Below are 15,800 nucleotides of genomic sequence, written 5' to 3'. Positions count from 1 at the left end.
CTCCAGAGCCAGGGTTTGAGGGACTTACCAGGTGCTTACTTTTTCAGAACCTTGACCAAACCACGGTCGGTGGCCTTGCGATAACCGTGGTAGGCCTCGAAAGTGCCAAACTCGGCGCGCAGTTCCTTATCGCCGTCCCAGGTTGCTTTGGCGCGCTCTTCCAGGGGCGCTTCCGGATCCTCTTCGGCGGCAGTTGGTGCAGCCGGCGGCGTGAGTGCGTTGGGTACCGGCGCAGGGGCCTGGCTGCGAATGTCGGCAAGAGCAGTAGCACGCTTGGACTTTTCGGCACCAATCACCTGTGCCGCCGCCTCGGCGCCGCTGGTTTTGCCATCGAACTTGAGACTGGCGATCAGCTCTTCATGCCCGGGCAAAGCGGCCGCCTCGACTGCCTTGATGCGATCGCACTCGGCGCGAGCGCCAGCTGCATGTGCGTCATGCTCCAGGCTGGCCAGCAACTCCGCGTGATTCGCGGCCAGATATTCACGGGTGATGGCAGGCTTGTCGGTGGTTGGAGCTGGTACGGTGCTGCTGTTTGGTGCGGACATGGATCGATCTCCAGAGGGACTGCCGTTGAATTCGGCGATAAGGTTTTCAAGGGTGGATTCACGGTCGGCCATGCCCAGTTCCACGGCATCCGAGCCAATCCGCATGTCGCCCTGGCCGAAGTCAGCCAGGACGGTTTCAACACTGAGGCCGCGATAATTAGCGACGTCCTCGACGAAGATGTCGGTCAGGCGGTCGACGTGGGCCTGTGCGACAGCGCGGCCTGATTCGGTACCGAAGTCCGGCCGCTTTTTCGGGCTTTGGCTGCTGACGATTTCGAAGCTGCCGTCGTCGCCGTTCTTGCGCACCGTCAACACGGTGCCGATGGATCCCACAGCGCCGGTACGGCTCATGACGATTTCATGGGCCGCTGCCGCCATCCAGTAACCGGCACTGGCCGCGTTGCCGGACACATAGGCCACCACCCGCTTGGGAGACGCGCGGATCATCTGAGCGAACTCAGCGATGCCGCTGGCAATACCGCCCGGTGTATCCATCACCAGGATGATGGTGTCGGTCCGAGGATCGTCGACGGCATTGGTGAACTCTTTGGCCAGGACATCCAGCGAGGTTGCACCGGACAGCGCCGTGAACAAGTTGGCGTAGCGGAACACAGGGCCGGTGACGGGCAGCAAGGCAACGTTTCCACGCTGAGTCACAGCACGGCTGTTCTGCAGGGGCTTGCCTTGCCTGGCTTCCAGGGCCTCGGGGCCTTCATGTTCCCGACGGGCAATGGCGGTGATGGTCTGCAGCATGTCCGGGGTGATGGCCCAGGGCTCGCGTGACACCAAGTCGAACGCCGTCACCCGGTGCACGGGTGCATCGGTTGGGTTGTCGCTCATAGTTAGGTCCGTTCAGGTAGGCCGGGATTGGCCGGCGGTTCATTGTCCGGACGGGCCGTCGGTGAAGCTGATAGCCCGTCATCGCGACGGCGCTTCACTTCCAGGGCGCGCTGTTCGTGGTTTTCCTCCCAGTCGCTGCCGTCGTAGAGCATGGATTCCTTCGCCAGCGTGCTGACGCCGATATCGATCCGCTTTTCAGCGGCGTTGATATCTTTCAGCGGATCTACGGTGCCAGGACCATCGCCCACCCACAGCGAACCGCAGTAGGCATAGCGGAGTAGCGGGTGATCGAAAAACCCGGGGGCCTCGATATCACCCTGCGCAATGGCCTCTTCAAGCCAATGCTCGTACACCGGCTGGCAGAAGTGTGAGCCAAGGAAGTCGCGGCAACCGCGAACGAACTGCCACGCTTCCATGACGGCTGCACGCGCGGCGGTATAGCTGGCAGTGAAGTGCTTGATCAGAACCTCATAGGGCAATTCCAGGGCCATGCCGATCTGGCGCAGCATCGCCAGCACGAACGGGTCAAACGCCATGTTCGGCCGGCCTGGGGCGGCAGTGTCGATGGACGCGCCGTCGTCCAGCTCTGCAACAATGCCGCCGCTCAGCGAACCGTCCCAGCCACCCTGCTCCCGTCCTGCAGGCCGGTCTCCGCCGACTGGCGTGTTGCCGGTGGCAGCAGATGCCAGTGGGCTCAGGCTCCCGCCTGTCCCCGGCTTGATGAACACTGCGAAGAACGCCGACACCACCGCGGCTTCCAGCTCGGCATCGGTGTAGCGGTCCAACTGCTTGAGCTTTTCGATCACCGGCGCCAGGTACGGCACACCACGTGGCTGCCCCCACCCGGCGGCGGCGGTATACGTGCAACAACACCCGACCGCCGCGCTCGTTGAAGAACGGGCGCTCATCCCATACCCGTTCTTTAACGCCCAGCGCGCCTGGGTGACTGCGCAGGATGTGAGCCTTGATCGGCGCGCCGTCGGCATCACGTTCGATACCGGCGGTGAGGGTTTCCGTATCAGCCTTGCCCGACGGGTTGCAGATCCGGTCGGCTTCAATGAGCTGGATACACGCCGAGTAGTGATGACCAGGTCGCTCCTTGTGGGTCAACAGCGGAAACACATCACCGCTGCTCAGTACCGAACGCCACGTCAGATCCTGCAAGCCATAGAAGTTTTGCTCGCGGGTGATGTCGCAGCAGGTGGTTTCCGCCCAGGACTTGAAGAGCGATTCAGTCTTGCGCTGCCACTCCCTGGCCTGATCTTCATCCCAGCCGAGGATCTGGCGATTCACCACGGACTTTAGCGCCAAGCCGGTACCGACCGTTTTAGTCGTTACCGTGTTGATCGCACCGCCGCCAATGGGGTTATTGCGCTCAAGGTCACGGCAACGCTCGCGAAGCGTGGGCAAGTCAGGCAGCAAGTCAGCCGCTGCACTGCCGGCGGCTGGGTTCCAAGCACTCAACGAGCGCTTGGCCTTCGACGCGCCGCTGTAACCGCCCAGCGCGGTCATGGTGAGCCGGGCATGCATGCGCTTGGCGCCGCGTTCAGGGCTCAACCAGGTGATGGCCTTGTCGAGCAGTGTTGGTTCTGGGGCTTTCGGTGCGCGGCTCATCGCGGCGTGATCCCACGCAGGACAATCCCCCGTGGCCGGCCGCTTTCCAGGCCATCAACTTGCTTCTGCCAGTAGTCGATCGTTTTGGTGATCTCGGCAAGGTCAGCGTACTCCAGCTGGCGGGTGCCGATCCGGTAGCTTTGCTTCTGGCTGACCTTCATGCTCGCATCGAGCCAGGCTTGGAGCTGGCCCTGCGCTTGTTCCAGGGTGATAGCCATGATTAATTCCTGCGTTGGGAGAGCACACGCATTGCACTGCGGCGCCCAGAAACAACTCTCCCGCCAGCAGGCGGGAGATCGGGGGGTTCAACGGGTGGCGGTGGTTTAGGGGTCGCCCCTTCGGTTTCGGGATTGGCCTCGGCCTCTGGCCTAACTGGTTCGGGCTGGTCAAACAAACCACCCTGGCGGATCTGGGCATCGAGCGCCGCCCAGTCCTGCTCCTGCAGCAGATGCGTTTTCAGGGAGCGGGCTGCGTGCAGCGCGTAGGTTTCACAGTCCGTGCCTTCGTTCGGCTCGCCGGCCTTCTTCTGCCACACCTTGCGGTAGTGGTGTCGACGGCTGGGTGCCTTCACTTCGGCGGTGATTTGCCGGAAGTAGTCCGGGCGCACCGTCTTGTAAAAGTGCATCCGACCAGGGCCATCCCCCGTCAGCGGCAACCGGCCCTCAATCCACAGATCCTTGGCCCGCGAAGTGCCGACGATGTAGGGGCGAAGGCCGTATTTGGAGGCCTTCTGCTCTTTGTCGGTATCGACGCCCTGCCGAGGAGCGCTGAAGATCTCCCGGCGTTCGTCGTCGCGGGTGTTGCCTCGCTCGCTCGCGCCTTTGATCGCCATCACGCCACTACGTTGGTGCTTACGACAGAACGCATAAGCCGCGTCCTGGGTGATCGTGCCGTCGGAGGTGTCGAGCGAAGTCGCCAACACTTTCAACTTGGCGCCGCAGGCGTGGGGAATCGCCGCAAACAACAGCTTTTCCAGATCCAACCAGACGCCCTGGTCTGGCAGCACCACTTCGCCGTAGATTTCGCCCCAGTAAAGCAACCATGATTCCTCACCCCGGCCCCAAGCCCGCATCACCACCGCCAGGCGATCGTGCTGCACGTCGACACCGGCGGTGACCACAATGCCGCCCATGGGCACGTACATCTCCGGGTAGTCCTCTGCGCGTTCGGCCAGCTTGTCAGCTTCGGGCAGATCAGACTTGTACTCGTAGGCCCGGCCTTGCTTCTGGTTAACGAACTTGATCAGCAGCGACAGGTCGCCCATCGACGCCCGGTGCTCGGCGTTGAGTTTTTCGCGCACGATGTCGGCCAGGCTGGTGCCGGGCAAACAGGCATACAGTTCATTCAGCTCAATGAACCCGGCGCGCCCGGCGAAGGGCTTGGTCGGAACCCAACCGCAGTAGGGGTCTCCAGCTTCGACCGCATTGAACACCGTGTTGCGGATGTTCTCTTTACGCTGGTAGTCGTCCCAGATCTCGCCGCAGTGCGGGCAACCATAGCCGGCGGTATCAGGATCCGCGCGGCCGTAGATATCATGAGGGGTTGCTTCTTCCTCAATGTCGAGCCACTTGATATGAGCGAAGTCCAGCACGTGCGCCTGGCCGCAGGAATGGCAGATAACCGGCAGTACCCGGCAATCGGTCTGTGCAAGGCGCGCCTCAGTCTTGCTCGCGCCCTTGATCGCCGGCGTCCCGCCTACCAGCATCTTGGAGCCGGGATAGCGCTTGCCACGCTCTTCCAGCAGGGCGATCGCATCGCCCTGCCCCTTCACGTCGTCGCTGGTATCGTCCGGTTCCTCTACCACCGACAAGCCCACAGAAGACGTGGATTTGACGTTGCCCGGGGAGTTGGACGCGACCAGTTTGAGGAACCCGCCTGGAAAGGTCTTATGGTCCCAGCGGTTGCCCGATGTGCGGCTGACGTCCACCGGCATGAGCTTCGCCACCTCGGTATTCGCGTTAACGCCGAACTTGAGCTTTTCGTCATGGAAGTTCTTGCCGTCCTTTTCCTTGGCAAACAGGATCATGATCGGACGCGGCAGGTTGTGGATGAATTTGAACAGGTAGCCGATCAGGAACCACGTCCAGCCGATCTGAGCCGCTTTCATCAGGTCAACTTCGCTCACCCGGGGGTCGTCCAGGGCGGCGGCAACGCCGAGAAAGTAAGGCGTGTATTGGAAGTCGTAGAGCCCGTGCAACACACCGCTCTCGGCGGGCAGGTAAAACTCGGTGCTCATGTAATGCGCGGTCGGGATATCACGGGGCGGGTTGAATTTCCCCGCTGCTGCCGACAAGCTCCGCGCCAAGTTTTCGCGCGTAGCCTGCAATTCGCTCGGTTGTAGGTCCAGCAACTTTGGCCACCACTGTTCGATCTACCGTGAGTTTCTGCACGTTCTCGATTTCCTGAATGATTCGTTCAAGGCCGCCCAGGTATTCCCGGTTTGCGAAGCTGGCCCAGTCGGACAGCACCCGCTCAGCCTCACTTGCCGGGATCAGTGATCTCAGTTTTTCGTGATAAGCCAACCGTCCGTTTGCCGACTTCTGTTGCAGGTCATCGATGCGCGCTCTGTTGAGCTGTTCCAGCTGGCTGCCCCCACGCCCAGCGGCTTTTCCGCGCAGGTCGCGGATGTAGGCCGTCCGGATCTCATCCAGGCTTGCGGTCTGCCAGTCCAGGTCCAACGCCTTGAGCACATCGCGGGCATTTCGCTCGCTCATGTCCAGGTGATCAGCGACTTCACGTTGGGTTTGCATGGTCTTGTCCTATTGCCGACATGGAAGCGGAACCCCCTATGTCAGGTTGAATCTGTGAAAAAGTCGGGGTTCGAATTACCCCGTTGGCCGCGGTGCCCGGAAGGACCCATTGATTTCGGGACACATATGCCCCTGTCAAGCCTAAAACCTGCCAAATCATTGAAATATCGCCACTTTTTGAGAGAAAAAAGCACGAAATCGACGGGAGGTCAGCCCCTTTCCATCTCCCGAGCTAGGGCACGCCGGAACAGCGGTTCGAACTCGGCTTGGGCCACGCGATTGGCGACCCCGTAGAAGTCAAAGCGCCGTCGATACGTCGGGCGCTTGACGAAGATCAGGATGGGCCTGGCACCATTGCCGACCCGCTGCCAGATGCCGCGAGGGCCGGTGCCGTTACCAGGCCGACCCACGAAATAGTCCGGTGCATTGCGGTTGCGCCGCTGGCTTCGTTTCGTGCGGTTAGCCATGAAGCCTGAAACCCGCTCTGCGGCACCGAGGGCGGAGAGGATCTGCACGATCTGGCCGCGACTGATGTTCCCGTTGCCATCCATTCGGGCGCGCCGACCTGGTACTGCGTACATGTCCGCTGGCATCAAGCCGTAATGGATCAGCGCCTTCTCAAAGCGCTTGTGCGGGCGGTTGCCACCGTCCATGTGCACCGGCAAATACTTGGATGCGGGAACACCTGAGCTGGCTTCGTCCTTGACCCACACCCGTGCGTACAGCCGGGTGACCGTGGCGCTGCGCTTGAAGATAGAGTTCAACGTCCAACGTGTGGGGCGATCAAACACCCGGGCCAGTTCGGCTTTCTCGGCAGCCTGGACGCGCTCCGCCGTGAAGGTCAGCGCCTTGGCTGCTGCCGTTGGCACCTTCGACCGGCTAATGCCGCGCATCTCCCTGACGATCTGATCGATGTTGTCACGCATCTCAAGCCGCATCATGGCCCTGGCTCCTTGAGGGTTAACGCCCTACATCACCGTTTACCGCTGCTGACTCACTCAGGCCCAGCCGCTTGGCTGTCCACCGCTCGTACAGCCCAATGGCAACGTCAGCACCTGCCATCGCCGTAAGGCATCCCAACGCGCCTGATGTCCAAATCGACATGCCCGCCGCGTAAAGCAGCATGATCGCTGAAACCCCGCACACAACGCAGGCGCCTGACCGAAGAGCCAACCGCCGGACGAGGGCCCAGCCCCGTGCCCCTTCCTTGTCTGCGCGCCACATCTCCCCGGACACACCACCCACCAAGGCGAGGACAATCACTAACCAGATCGGCATCTCGGCCAGGGCCTGTTGTTCATTCGTCATGTTCGTTCCTTACCGATCGCGCCGTACGCGGAAAATAAAAACCCCGCCGAAGCGGGGTCAGGTGACCGGCTCAGGGAAGCCGGGTGAAGCTGCACAGCACGTGCTAGGTCAGCGCCGAGGCGCAAATTCCATATCGTGGGGACTTTTTACCCCTTGAGTACGGAACCGAAAAGGGGGCAATTTCGGTTAACTGACTCGACGCGACTTTGACGCAACTTTGAGGACACTTTGAAGCTGTCCAGTCCGACGAGTGGCAATGTGATTCCGGGCTTCCGCGCGCCGCGTCAACACTCGCAACAACCGCAGGTGCAACGCGTGTACCAGGTCGTAATAGGTTTGACGGCCAGTCGACGCAAAGCCCGCCTGATTCATCTGCATAAGCCAACTTGGCGTCGGGTCATCTCCATAACGCCGAGCTGCCAGCCGTGCCAGCCGCTCCCCACGCTCATCTTGCCGCCCAATCTCAGACAGTGCGGCAGCGACCTCCTGAGTGACACCATCAGGACCAGCACCTGCGCCGAGGATGATGCGCGAGCCTGGGGTACCGCGAGGCGCGCAGCCACCCCATTCCATGATCGTGGCCATGGGGCTTCCCATCCCACCGCCTTCGCCGTTACAGCGGCATTGCTCACCCCAGTGCTTCAACAAGGTTTCCATTTCTTCGATCATCGTCCTGATCCCCCACCCAAAACCCAACCCGACACAAAAAACGCCACACCCAACACAAACCCAACACAGCTAAAATCCTTTAAATTCAACAGCTTTAAGTCATATGTGTTGAGTGTGTTGGGTGTGTTGGGTTTAACGGTTCTCGCATAAGGAAAATATCTTGGCCCCATGGATTCAAATAACGTTGCCCATGCGCGTGCGCGACGACAAACCCAACACACCCAACACAGCAGGCGCAAAGCGGCGAAATAGAAGGCTCTAAACTGTGTGAGGTATCCAAAACCTACCCGACACACACCCAACACACCCAACACACTATTAGACGGACTCATGCTGCAGCCGCCTTGATGTGGTCCCAATTGTCGACGTTCCAACCCGCCAGGCGCGCCGCTGCCCGCCAGGCGACCACCGCCTTCCCCAGATCGGCCGAACTGACTGATGGGGGCTGGGAAGCGCCCTCACCCCGAGGAAAGAAGAAGGCCGCAAACTTGCGGTTGCTGCCGTCCGTCCATGGGATGGCCCGGGTCTTGTCCACCTCCGAGCTGATGAAAAGCGAAAACTTGGTCTGGCTCATCACATGCTCTTTGTTCCGGTGGCACCACTCCAGGAACATCGCGTACAGGTCGCTAGACAAACAGGCGCCCCACATATCACGCCCGAGTTCGCCGTATTGCCAGAGGAACAGGAAAGTCTGCCAGCTCGCCCTACTCAGGGCCACCAGCCGCTCGCGCGCATCAGTGCTGGGAGGCCTTGTGCGTTGATCGAAGTCGCCAAGATCAATGGACAACAACCAGGCGTATAGCGCCGCGACACCACCATTCTCCAGCTCTCGGCCCACAGCTTTTTGACGCTCTACCGGCAGCGTCTCCATTGGCCATAGAACCAACATTCGCCGATCACTCGGCGAGATGGGCCAGGGCATAATCTCGTTGCTGAGGAAGGCGGCATTCATGTGGTTGGCTTCTTCCCAACCGTTGATGAACTTCGATTCCATACGCACCGTCTTGCCAGTCACCAGGTGCTTGATCTTGCCTACCTGGTTGTAACGTTGGTCACGGCTGACTACCTCTTCGAACACGGCCCACAACTTGCGGCTTTGCCAGGCGTTGAAGTTGCTTTCCAGCTGTGTCTGCCCGACCGTGGCCGCGTATTGGCCATACAGCAGCCCGAAGGCGTCGGCGAACAGCAGGCTTTTACCCGAGCCTTCCATAGTCGAGTGAGCTAACACCGCGGTATCCATTTTCGCGCCAAGGTGCTGCAACGGATACGCCAACCACCGTACCAACCAATCGCTCGACGATTTGTCGTGGTTGCACAGGAAAGAGATCAACCACCGCAGATTCTCGCACGCCGCGTCATCGCGGTTCGGTTCCGTGGGCAGGCCGTCGAAGGTGTTGATATAGACGTTCGGGTCTTTAGTCATCGTCGGGTCGAACACGATGTTCTCCACGTCAACCACGCGGCGATCAGGGCTGTTCAACCACATGCCGTACATATCACCGAGGGCCATCTTTACGGCGCCCTCTGGCACACGGCGCTTCTTCTCTCGGTCCCAAACATCCTTGGTACCGTCGATATAGACATAGCGCTGAATCGGCTCAAGGTTCAGCGCCCCACCCTTCTTGCCCGCCATTTTGCGGGCCTGCTCGATCTCTTTGACCTTATCGTCCGAGATCAGCTTTTTCTGGGTGTCATCCATCCACTGTTTCGCCAGGGGTTTCCCGACACGGGCCTCAAACGCGGTTTTCTTCATCGGCCGTGCCTTGTCGAGATCCCACACTTGCGTGGTGCCCTCGACCAGCACGTACCTGCGCAGCACCTGCTCATAGGTCAACGCCTCCCCCGCCCCCCCATCAGCAGCAGGAGCGGCCTCACTGACTGGCACGCTGGAGTCCTGCTCGCTGGCATCCGCCGATGGGGTTGGGGGAAGATCTTGTGAGGCTGGGCGCGAGACGTGCTGCATGCCCAACATACGGGCAGCTTCCTTCACCGCCCGCGACTGATCGCCATCGTGGTCCAGCAGGCAAAACACTTCAAACGCGTCATTCTGGTGACCGTTGGCCAGAGGATCCGCGCCGTGGTGCGAGTAGACCTTGCGGTCGTTGATCGTCACACCTGGCAACCCGGTGCTGCTGTGTGGATAAAGCCATTTGTTGCCACGCTTAATGTAGTCGTGGGCGCGCAACAGCTCTTCCACATCGTGGCATCGGTTGAACTCATCAATCACCGAGGGTTTACCGTCAGCGGGCGGAGTACGCTTGATAGGTTTCGCAGCGGGTTTCTTTGGCTTCGGCGCCCAAGGGCACACGGCTTCAGCGTTGCGTTTGAAGACATCCCAGTTCTGCCAGATGTTCAGCAGCTCGTTGGTGAGGACCGGCAGACCAGCAGCGGCATTCGGCGGAGTACGCCAGGTGTACGGCTTACCGGTACCAGGATGGACCGATGGAGGAAATACGTCCTGCACCAGGCCCGCACGCAGCTCAAACACCGTGATGCGCTTGTATTCCTCGGCCTCGGTTTGCGCTGCTGCCTCATCAACAGCATCACCCACCTCTTTCGCCACCTTGGCCCGAGCCATCAACGCCTTGTGAATCGATCCATCGGGGTCTTTTTCATTGGGCCACGAAAGCGAGTGGCGGGTGAGTTCAATGTCGTCGGGCATCTTGAACAGCACACGGAACCGCAGCGGGTTGCCAACGATGGTCGGATAAACCACCGCCATGGCATCCAGATCAAGGCCCATCTGGTCGAACAACACAAACCGCGTCCACTGCACATCGTCAACGTCCAACGAGCAAACACGGCTTGGCCCGAGCACTACGCCCAGGTTGTGTTTGGGATTGCGTTGCCAGAATGCTTCTGCGGCGACCGGGTCGGTGATGTAGCCGCCCGGCTTGTTCCACCCCTTACCCTTCGGACCCTTTTCGCCCGGTTCAATCGGGACCAGCGCAAGATTGAAGGTTTCGATGTAGCGGCGAGCCCAGGACGATATCGCGGTGCTGGTGGATTGCTCACTCATCGCCGCCGCTCCCGCAACCCCTGGCAACTGGCGCAGGTAGCACAACCCAGCACGGCCTGTTGACGAAGTAACGGGATAGGTTCGTCGCAGTCCTCGCAGATTTGCGCGCTGACGGAGCATGTCGGGCGTGGGCGATTTGCGAGTGCCCGCAGGCGGAACTGTTCGGCGGCCTCGTTGGCGATATCAACATCATCAGACATTGTCAGCGCCCTCCATCGCCTTGCGGGCACCGGCCATGATGCCAAGCACCTCACGAATAACATCCATGCCGCGCTGCTCCAGTAGGAGTACTTCGTGGGGCTCCCAGATATTGTCGGCAGCACCGTCGTGCATGCAGGCCACGAACTGGCCCGACTCCTCGAGCATTTTGCCGACGGCCTTCAAGGCATCTGCAGTTGCCGGTACCGGAATTGGCTTGTACCAAACGGCACCCGCTGGCCTGACCAAGGCATCCAGCAGGCAAGGATCGCCGGTCAACCTGATCACCTCTTCCAGCTCATCAGGGTCCAGCCAGCGCCGCTCTTCGTCGTGCTTGACCTTCTTCTGCAGGCTGTCGTAATCGAGCACCATATCGAGTGCCAAGGCGGTCACGCCGCCCCGGTAATCATGTGCCGCGCGATAGATCGCTTTGCGGAGTGAAAGAACCGGCCCAGCGGCCGGCGATTTATCTGTTCGACTCATAACCGTAAATACCCCTTTTACGGTCTAGCCATAGAAAGGGGCACGCCCTATCCTACGACCACGACCGATGTGCATGTGCTGTGTGTCGTCGTAGCCGGGCTGGGGGATCTTTGGTGAGAGGCCCCAGTCCGGCACCCTTTTTTATGCAGCTCTGGGCTTGCGGCGCGATCCGATTGGTCGAATTTCCACCGCAAAACACGCCCCTTTCTCATCAACTCGCACTCGGATATCTCGTGCCGAGTTCAGCATTTGAGACACCGCGCTTTGCGAAACCCCGATGAGTAAAGCCAGCTCTGGTTGAGTCTTCCCCTCAGCGAAATCTTCCAAGGGGATACCTATTTCATTAGCCATCCACGTTTCCTCGAATGGGCGTTTCGGCATGGATATTAGTGTTACTTCTTTTAAACAGCAAGAGAAAAAGTCGCAACACTGTTTTGAGAATATAAGTCTTCCTTATAAATTGGGTGACATGAATATCTCAATACCCTTAGCTGCCGATGACGAGACCCGAAAAGCCGAGGCTATGCGCCTTAAAGCTATTTTTCAGGATCGCAAGCGGAATGACCCGACCCTCACCCAAGACAAAATCGCCGATCTCTGCGAATGGTCTGGACAAAGTGTCGTCAGCCAGTACTTGAATGGGCGCATCCCCCTCAACATCAGCGCCCTAATAAAATTCGCGAACGTTTTGGGCTTTTCGCTCGACGAAGTAAGTCCGCGATTGGCTGCCATAGCGGAGATGCCCCGCCTTCGGAATTCGCAAGAACAGCAAAAAACAACAGCAAGCACTGACTGGGAAATGCACCCGATTGAAGTATGGGATGACGACACGCCCCTCGGCCCAGACGAGGTCGAGCTGCCATTTTTTAAAGAAGTGGAATTGTCTGCCGGCAAGGGATCTGAGGTGATGCTTGAAACAAACGGGCGCAAGCTGCGATTCGGCAAACGAACCCTGAAACGAAAGAGCATCGATCCGGCCGCTGCCGGCTGCGTGCCGGTAACTGGGAACAGCATGGAGCCCGTGCTACCGGATGGCAGCACCGTCGGGGTCGATACTGCGAATACGACCATCCAGGACGGCAAGATGTATGCAATCGACCATGACGGCCAACTGCGCGTGAAGCTGCTCTACCGCCTGCCAGGCTCCGGTCTACGCCTTCGCAGCTATAACACTGATGAGCATCCTGACGAGCGTTACGATGGCGACTACGTGGAGCAGCATATTCGCGTGATTGGCAAAGTGTTCTGGTACTCCGTAATGCTCTAACGCCCCCGCAAATCGAAAAGGCCCTTAGGGGTCTTTTTTTTCGCCTACTAATTTTATTTGCGCCATTTTATAAGTGTTACTGTTGACTTATTAAATCAGTAATACTAATTTTGTACTCGTATCAACCTCTCACCAAAGAGTACGAGTCATGCAAACCACACAGCACAGCACCACCCGCTGCCCTGTCTACCTCCATCCGGCTGCGGCGACCAGCCCGGGCGCGGTAGAGCGTATCCAGCGCAGCACTGGCCTTCTGGTCATCGTCAATCTGGGTCGCGCCACCATGGCGCCCGCCCCGGCAGCAATCGCTACCGATGACCGGGGTCCATGGGGAGGTGATGCAGCATGAAACCGATCCTGATTGGCCTCACCGGCCGCGCTCGCTCTGGAAAGACCACTGCCGCCGAACACTTGGCGCGAACTTACCTGCTGGAGCAATACGCCTTCGCCGACCCGCTCCGTGATGGCCTGATGGCGATCTTCAACCTCGATCCGACCGACTTTGAAGGCGACCGCAAAGAGCTGCCGCTCGGCTGGCTGGACCGCTCGCCACGCCAACTTATGCAGTCGATGGGCACCGAGTGGGCGCGCAAGACTGTGCACCCTGATGTGTGGGTGAAGCTCGCGGAGCAGAACCTGGACTACATGAGTAATGCGCTGGGTGCCGTTATCGGATTCGTTGTCAGCGACGTGCGGTTTGAGAACGAAGCCGACCTTATTCGCCGCCGCGGTGGCACGGTCATTCACGTCTGCCGCGCCGACGCGCAAGCCGTGAATCCGCACGTTAGTGAAGCGGGCATCGCCGGCAACAAAGATGACCTGCTGGTTTTTAACAACGGCACGGTCGAGGAGTTTCTGGATGCACTGAATTGGGTATTCCTCATGGTCCGAGCACGGCAGCAAGACCCCGAACAGCTCCCTGCCTGAGGCCCGCAGCCATGAACCGCACCCTGGATCAAACAGCCGCTTTGCTCGGACTCAAGCCCCGCGCCTTCCGCACCAGGTTGCGGGAACTCGGCGTGCTGAACTCTTCAGGCGATCTAGCCAGCGCACACCGCGAACGTGGCCACCTCTTTTCAGACCCGCGCAGCCGCTGGAACCCAACGCTTGGCAACTACACCCACTACGCAGTGGTGATGGTGAAAGAGTCGGGCGTTGAGTGGATCGCAAAAAAGCTAGACATCGTCATCACCAAAAAGGACGCCGCAGCATGAAGCCGAACGCCATCAACTCCGCTGTAGGCGCCCTAAAGCTGGTGCCTATGTTCCTTAATCACCCAACAGTGATCAGTCGCGCCACTCTGATTGGCGCTTCATCGGAAGCCGTCGAGCTGCTGGAAGCGCTGCCTTGCGTGTCGGTCGAGCTGGCCGAAGTGTTCCGCTGCGTTGACGCCGTGATCGCCGACGGCCAGGTCGCCTACGTGACACCGGTCAAGTGTCCCGAATATCCATACGGCGCCGTCGTCGCGGACGCCCAGGGCAACGTCCTGGCAGCGGCGAAGGGCAAGAGCAAAGAAGGTCTCGCCGAACTCATCCGCCTCAAGCTGGTGCCCCGAAAGGAGGGGCATGGGGAGGAATTCGCGTGACTACCACCCTGGAACAACTCCGCCGCCAGTTCGCCACACCGTGCCCGACCTTGACCGCCGTGCGTGAGCAGTACTTCACGCACATCCGCACCGACCGCTACCTGCTGAGCGAAATCAAGGCAGGGAAGATCCAGCTGGTGGTCAAGCGCCTGCACTGCTCGGCCCGCGCCAAGCCGGTCGTTTACCTGCATGACCTGGCCGACTACCTCGACGCCCAAGCGACGAAGCAAGCGGCCTGATTCAAACGGTAGCCCCTGCCGATCAGGGGCAGCGACAGCAACTCAACCAGTGAGACACAGCACATGAAAGCGACCAACACCGCCGAATTTATTGGCGAACTCAACGCCGGCGTCTTCGCCAATCAAATCGGGCACGCCCTCTCGGAAGTCGCGGCCGGTGTCGTCGACAACAAGAAGGTTGGCACCGTCACGCTCACCTTCACCCTGAAGCAAATCGCCGACAGCCACCAGGTCACCGTCAACCACAAGCTCGCCTACAAGGTGCCGACCAAGCGCGGCAGCCGCAGCGAAGACACTACCCTCGACACGCCGATGCATGTCGGTTCGGGTGGCTGCCTCACGCTGTTTCCTGAAACGCCTCACGCAGACCAAATGTTTAGCCGAGACGAGGCCCCGATTCACGCCAAGTCCTAACGCCTCACCGTTCCATACCTCTCACCAAAACAGGAATAGATCCAATGGAAGCTCGTGCAATTCAACTGATCCAAGACACCGCCCTGCTCGCCCACGCCAAACCGCTGGGTACCTTCACGCCAGTTCTGGCGCTGGCGGGCGACGTCAAGATCCATAGCATTGAAAAGTTTCAAGAGCTGCGTAGCCGCTTCCGTGGCTCGCTGACCACCCACTCGTTGAAAGACTTTGCCGACTATGTGATCGCCGCAAAAGGCCCAGCTGTCGCGGGGTTTGTAGACGGTGACTCGATGGCTTGTACCGTGTACTTCAACCTCGGGACCGCTGCTGAGCCGGGCCATGGTGACTACACAGCAACACTCGGCCTGAAAAAGACTGCCGCGTTCATCGCACTTGAATATGCCGCGCAGCGACAGCATGCCCAGAAGGATCTCAGCGACTGGATCGAGGACTGGGCACCGAACCTGAAAGCCCTGGACGGTGACGACAAAGAGATTGACCTGCGCAGGGCTGCCGGGGCGATTCGTTCCATCAGCATCGAGCAAGCACGCAAGAGCGAACACGTAGTGGGTGATATGAGCGCTTCCCGTTCGGCGATGGACCAGATCGAGGCCAAGTCGTCGGAAGGGCTGCCGGCTGAATTCCTGTTCACCGCAGCCCCCTACGAAGGGCTGATCGCACGCACCATCCGCTTGCGTGTAGCTGTACTGACTGGCGGCGATAAACCCGCACTTCGACTGCGTTGGATTGGCGAAGCACAACTGCGCGAAGACCTGGCGCAAGAGTTTAAAGAAGTCGTTCAAAAAGAAGTCGGCGGCTCCGCGGCCCTGACGATCGGCACATTCAACCTGGGTTAACCACCTGCAACACCC

Annotated in this window: 19 protein-coding genes and 1 pseudogene; 8 read left to right on the top strand and 12 right to left on the bottom strand. The window is 59.8% G+C overall.

Annotation, left to right across the window (positions count from 1 at the left end; all coding sequences use genetic code 11):
* Positions 1-35: 35 nt before the first annotated feature.
* From QF039_RS03070 to QF039_RS33665, 12 genes and pseudogenes are all read right to left on the bottom strand, one after another.
* A complete protein-coding gene (locus tag QF039_RS03070) occupies positions 36-1,385 on the bottom strand; it encodes a S49 family peptidase (RefSeq protein ID WP_307516866.1) in 1,350 nt (449 codons plus the stop codon).
* Between the two features lie 2 nt (positions 1,386-1,387).
* Positions 1,388-2,293, bottom strand: coding sequence for a phage portal protein (locus tag QF039_RS03065; RefSeq protein WP_307516864.1), 906 nt, complete (start codon positions 2,291-2,293; stop codon positions 1,388-1,390).
* A pseudogene (locus tag QF039_RS33670) lies at positions 2,289-2,897 on the bottom strand (phage portal protein); the annotation flags it as partial. The pseudogene QF039_RS33670 and the gene QF039_RS03065, both read right to left, overlap by 5 nt.
* 98 nt (positions 2,898-2,995) lie before the next feature.
* Positions 2,996-3,217 carry a DUF6148 family protein gene (locus QF039_RS03055; protein WP_032892955.1) on the bottom strand — a complete coding sequence of 74 codons (222 nt, stop codon included), beginning with the start codon at positions 3,215-3,217 and terminating at the stop codon, positions 2,996-2,998.
* A 2-nt stretch (positions 3,218-3,219) separates the two neighbouring features.
* Positions 3,220-5,235: a phage terminase large subunit family protein gene (locus QF039_RS03050; RefSeq protein ID WP_307516860.1), complete on the bottom strand. Its 2,016-nt coding sequence runs from the start codon at positions 5,233-5,235 to the stop codon at positions 3,220-3,222.
* 19 nt (positions 5,236-5,254) lie between these two features.
* The gene (locus tag QF039_RS03045) at positions 5,255-5,749 is read right to left on the bottom strand and encodes a hypothetical protein (RefSeq protein WP_032892956.1); all 495 of its coding nucleotides are present in this window, start codon (positions 5,747-5,749) and stop codon (positions 5,255-5,257) included.
* Positions 5,750-5,958: 209 nt separating this feature from the next.
* A complete protein-coding gene (locus tag QF039_RS03040) occupies positions 5,959-6,690 on the bottom strand; it encodes a hypothetical protein (protein ID WP_032892958.1) in 732 nt (243 codons plus the stop codon).
* Positions 6,691-6,709: 19 nt separating this feature from the next.
* Entirely contained in the window at positions 6,710-7,057 is a 348-nt protein-coding gene (locus QF039_RS03035; protein ID WP_032892960.1) for a phage holin family protein, read from the bottom strand.
* 997 nt (positions 7,058-8,054) lie between these two features.
* Positions 8,055-10,745, bottom strand: coding sequence for a bifunctional DNA primase/polymerase (locus tag QF039_RS03030; protein WP_307516854.1), 2,691 nt, complete (start codon positions 10,743-10,745; stop codon positions 8,055-8,057).
* Positions 10,742-10,945, bottom strand: a complete 204-nt coding sequence (locus QF039_RS03025) for a TraR/DksA C4-type zinc finger protein (protein ID WP_084570942.1) — start codon at positions 10,943-10,945, stop codon at positions 10,742-10,744. Before QF039_RS03025 ends, QF039_RS03030 begins: the two co-directional genes overlap by 4 nt.
* Positions 10,938-11,426, bottom strand: a complete 489-nt coding sequence (locus QF039_RS03020; RefSeq protein WP_307516849.1) for a phage regulatory CII family protein — start codon at positions 11,424-11,426, stop codon at positions 10,938-10,940. The genes QF039_RS03025 and QF039_RS03020 overlap by 8 nt, the downstream gene beginning before the upstream one ends.
* A 141-nt stretch (positions 11,427-11,567) precedes the next feature.
* On the bottom strand, positions 11,568-11,777 hold the full coding sequence (locus tag QF039_RS33665; RefSeq protein ID WP_032892964.1) for a Cro/CI family transcriptional regulator: 210 nt from the start codon (positions 11,775-11,777) through the stop codon (positions 11,568-11,570).
* A 118-nt stretch (positions 11,778-11,895) separates the two neighbouring features.
* Here QF039_RS33665 and QF039_RS03015 point away from each other — a divergent pair, with 118 nt between their 5' ends.
* The 8 genes from QF039_RS03015 to QF039_RS02980 all read left to right on the top strand — a co-directional run bounded on the left by QF039_RS03015 (position 11,896) and on the right by QF039_RS02980 (position 15,785).
* On the top strand, positions 11,896-12,693 hold the full coding sequence (locus QF039_RS03015; RefSeq protein ID WP_307522888.1) for a helix-turn-helix transcriptional regulator: 798 nt from the start codon (positions 11,896-11,898) through the stop codon (positions 12,691-12,693).
* Positions 12,694-12,841: 148 nt separating this feature from the next.
* The gene (locus QF039_RS03010) at positions 12,842-13,042 is read left to right on the top strand and encodes a hypothetical protein (protein WP_307516846.1); all 201 of its coding nucleotides are present in this window, start codon (positions 12,842-12,844) and stop codon (positions 13,040-13,042) included.
* Positions 13,039-13,620 (top strand): deoxynucleotide monophosphate kinase, encoded by a 582-nt coding sequence (locus tag QF039_RS03005; RefSeq protein WP_307516845.1) that lies wholly within the window; start codon positions 13,039-13,041, stop codon positions 13,618-13,620. Before QF039_RS03010 ends, QF039_RS03005 begins: the two co-directional genes overlap by 4 nt.
* 11 nt (positions 13,621-13,631) lie before the next feature.
* The gene (locus QF039_RS03000) at positions 13,632-13,907 is read left to right on the top strand and encodes a hypothetical protein (RefSeq protein WP_307516843.1); all 276 of its coding nucleotides are present in this window, start codon (positions 13,632-13,634) and stop codon (positions 13,905-13,907) included.
* Positions 13,904-14,278 carry a hypothetical protein gene (locus tag QF039_RS02995; RefSeq protein ID WP_103451419.1) on the top strand — a complete coding sequence of 125 codons (375 nt, stop codon included), beginning with the start codon at positions 13,904-13,906 and terminating at the stop codon, positions 14,276-14,278. Before QF039_RS03000 ends, QF039_RS02995 begins: the two co-directional genes overlap by 4 nt.
* Complete coding sequence (locus tag QF039_RS02990) at positions 14,275-14,517, top strand: pyocin activator PrtN family protein (RefSeq protein WP_032892969.1); 243 nt, start codon at positions 14,275-14,277, stop codon at positions 14,515-14,517. Before QF039_RS02995 ends, QF039_RS02990 begins: the two co-directional genes overlap by 4 nt.
* Before the next feature lie 63 nt (positions 14,518-14,580).
* Complete coding sequence (locus tag QF039_RS02985) at positions 14,581-14,931, top strand: hypothetical protein (RefSeq protein WP_307516841.1); 351 nt, start codon at positions 14,581-14,583, stop codon at positions 14,929-14,931.
* A 44-nt stretch (positions 14,932-14,975) separates the two neighbouring features.
* Positions 14,976-15,785 carry a DUF2303 family protein gene (locus QF039_RS02980; RefSeq protein ID WP_307516839.1) on the top strand — a complete coding sequence of 270 codons (810 nt, stop codon included), beginning with the start codon at positions 14,976-14,978 and terminating at the stop codon, positions 15,783-15,785.
* The last annotated feature ends 15 nt before the right edge of the window (positions 15,786-15,800 follow it).

Origin of the sequence: Pseudomonas sp. W2I6 (assembly GCF_030815935.1) — a bacterium.
Taxonomy (GTDB): Bacteria; Pseudomonadota; Gammaproteobacteria; order Pseudomonadales; family Pseudomonadaceae; genus Aquipseudomonas.
Note: the sequence above shows the minus strand (reverse complement) of the source record. Positions and strands in the feature narration are given on the sequence as shown.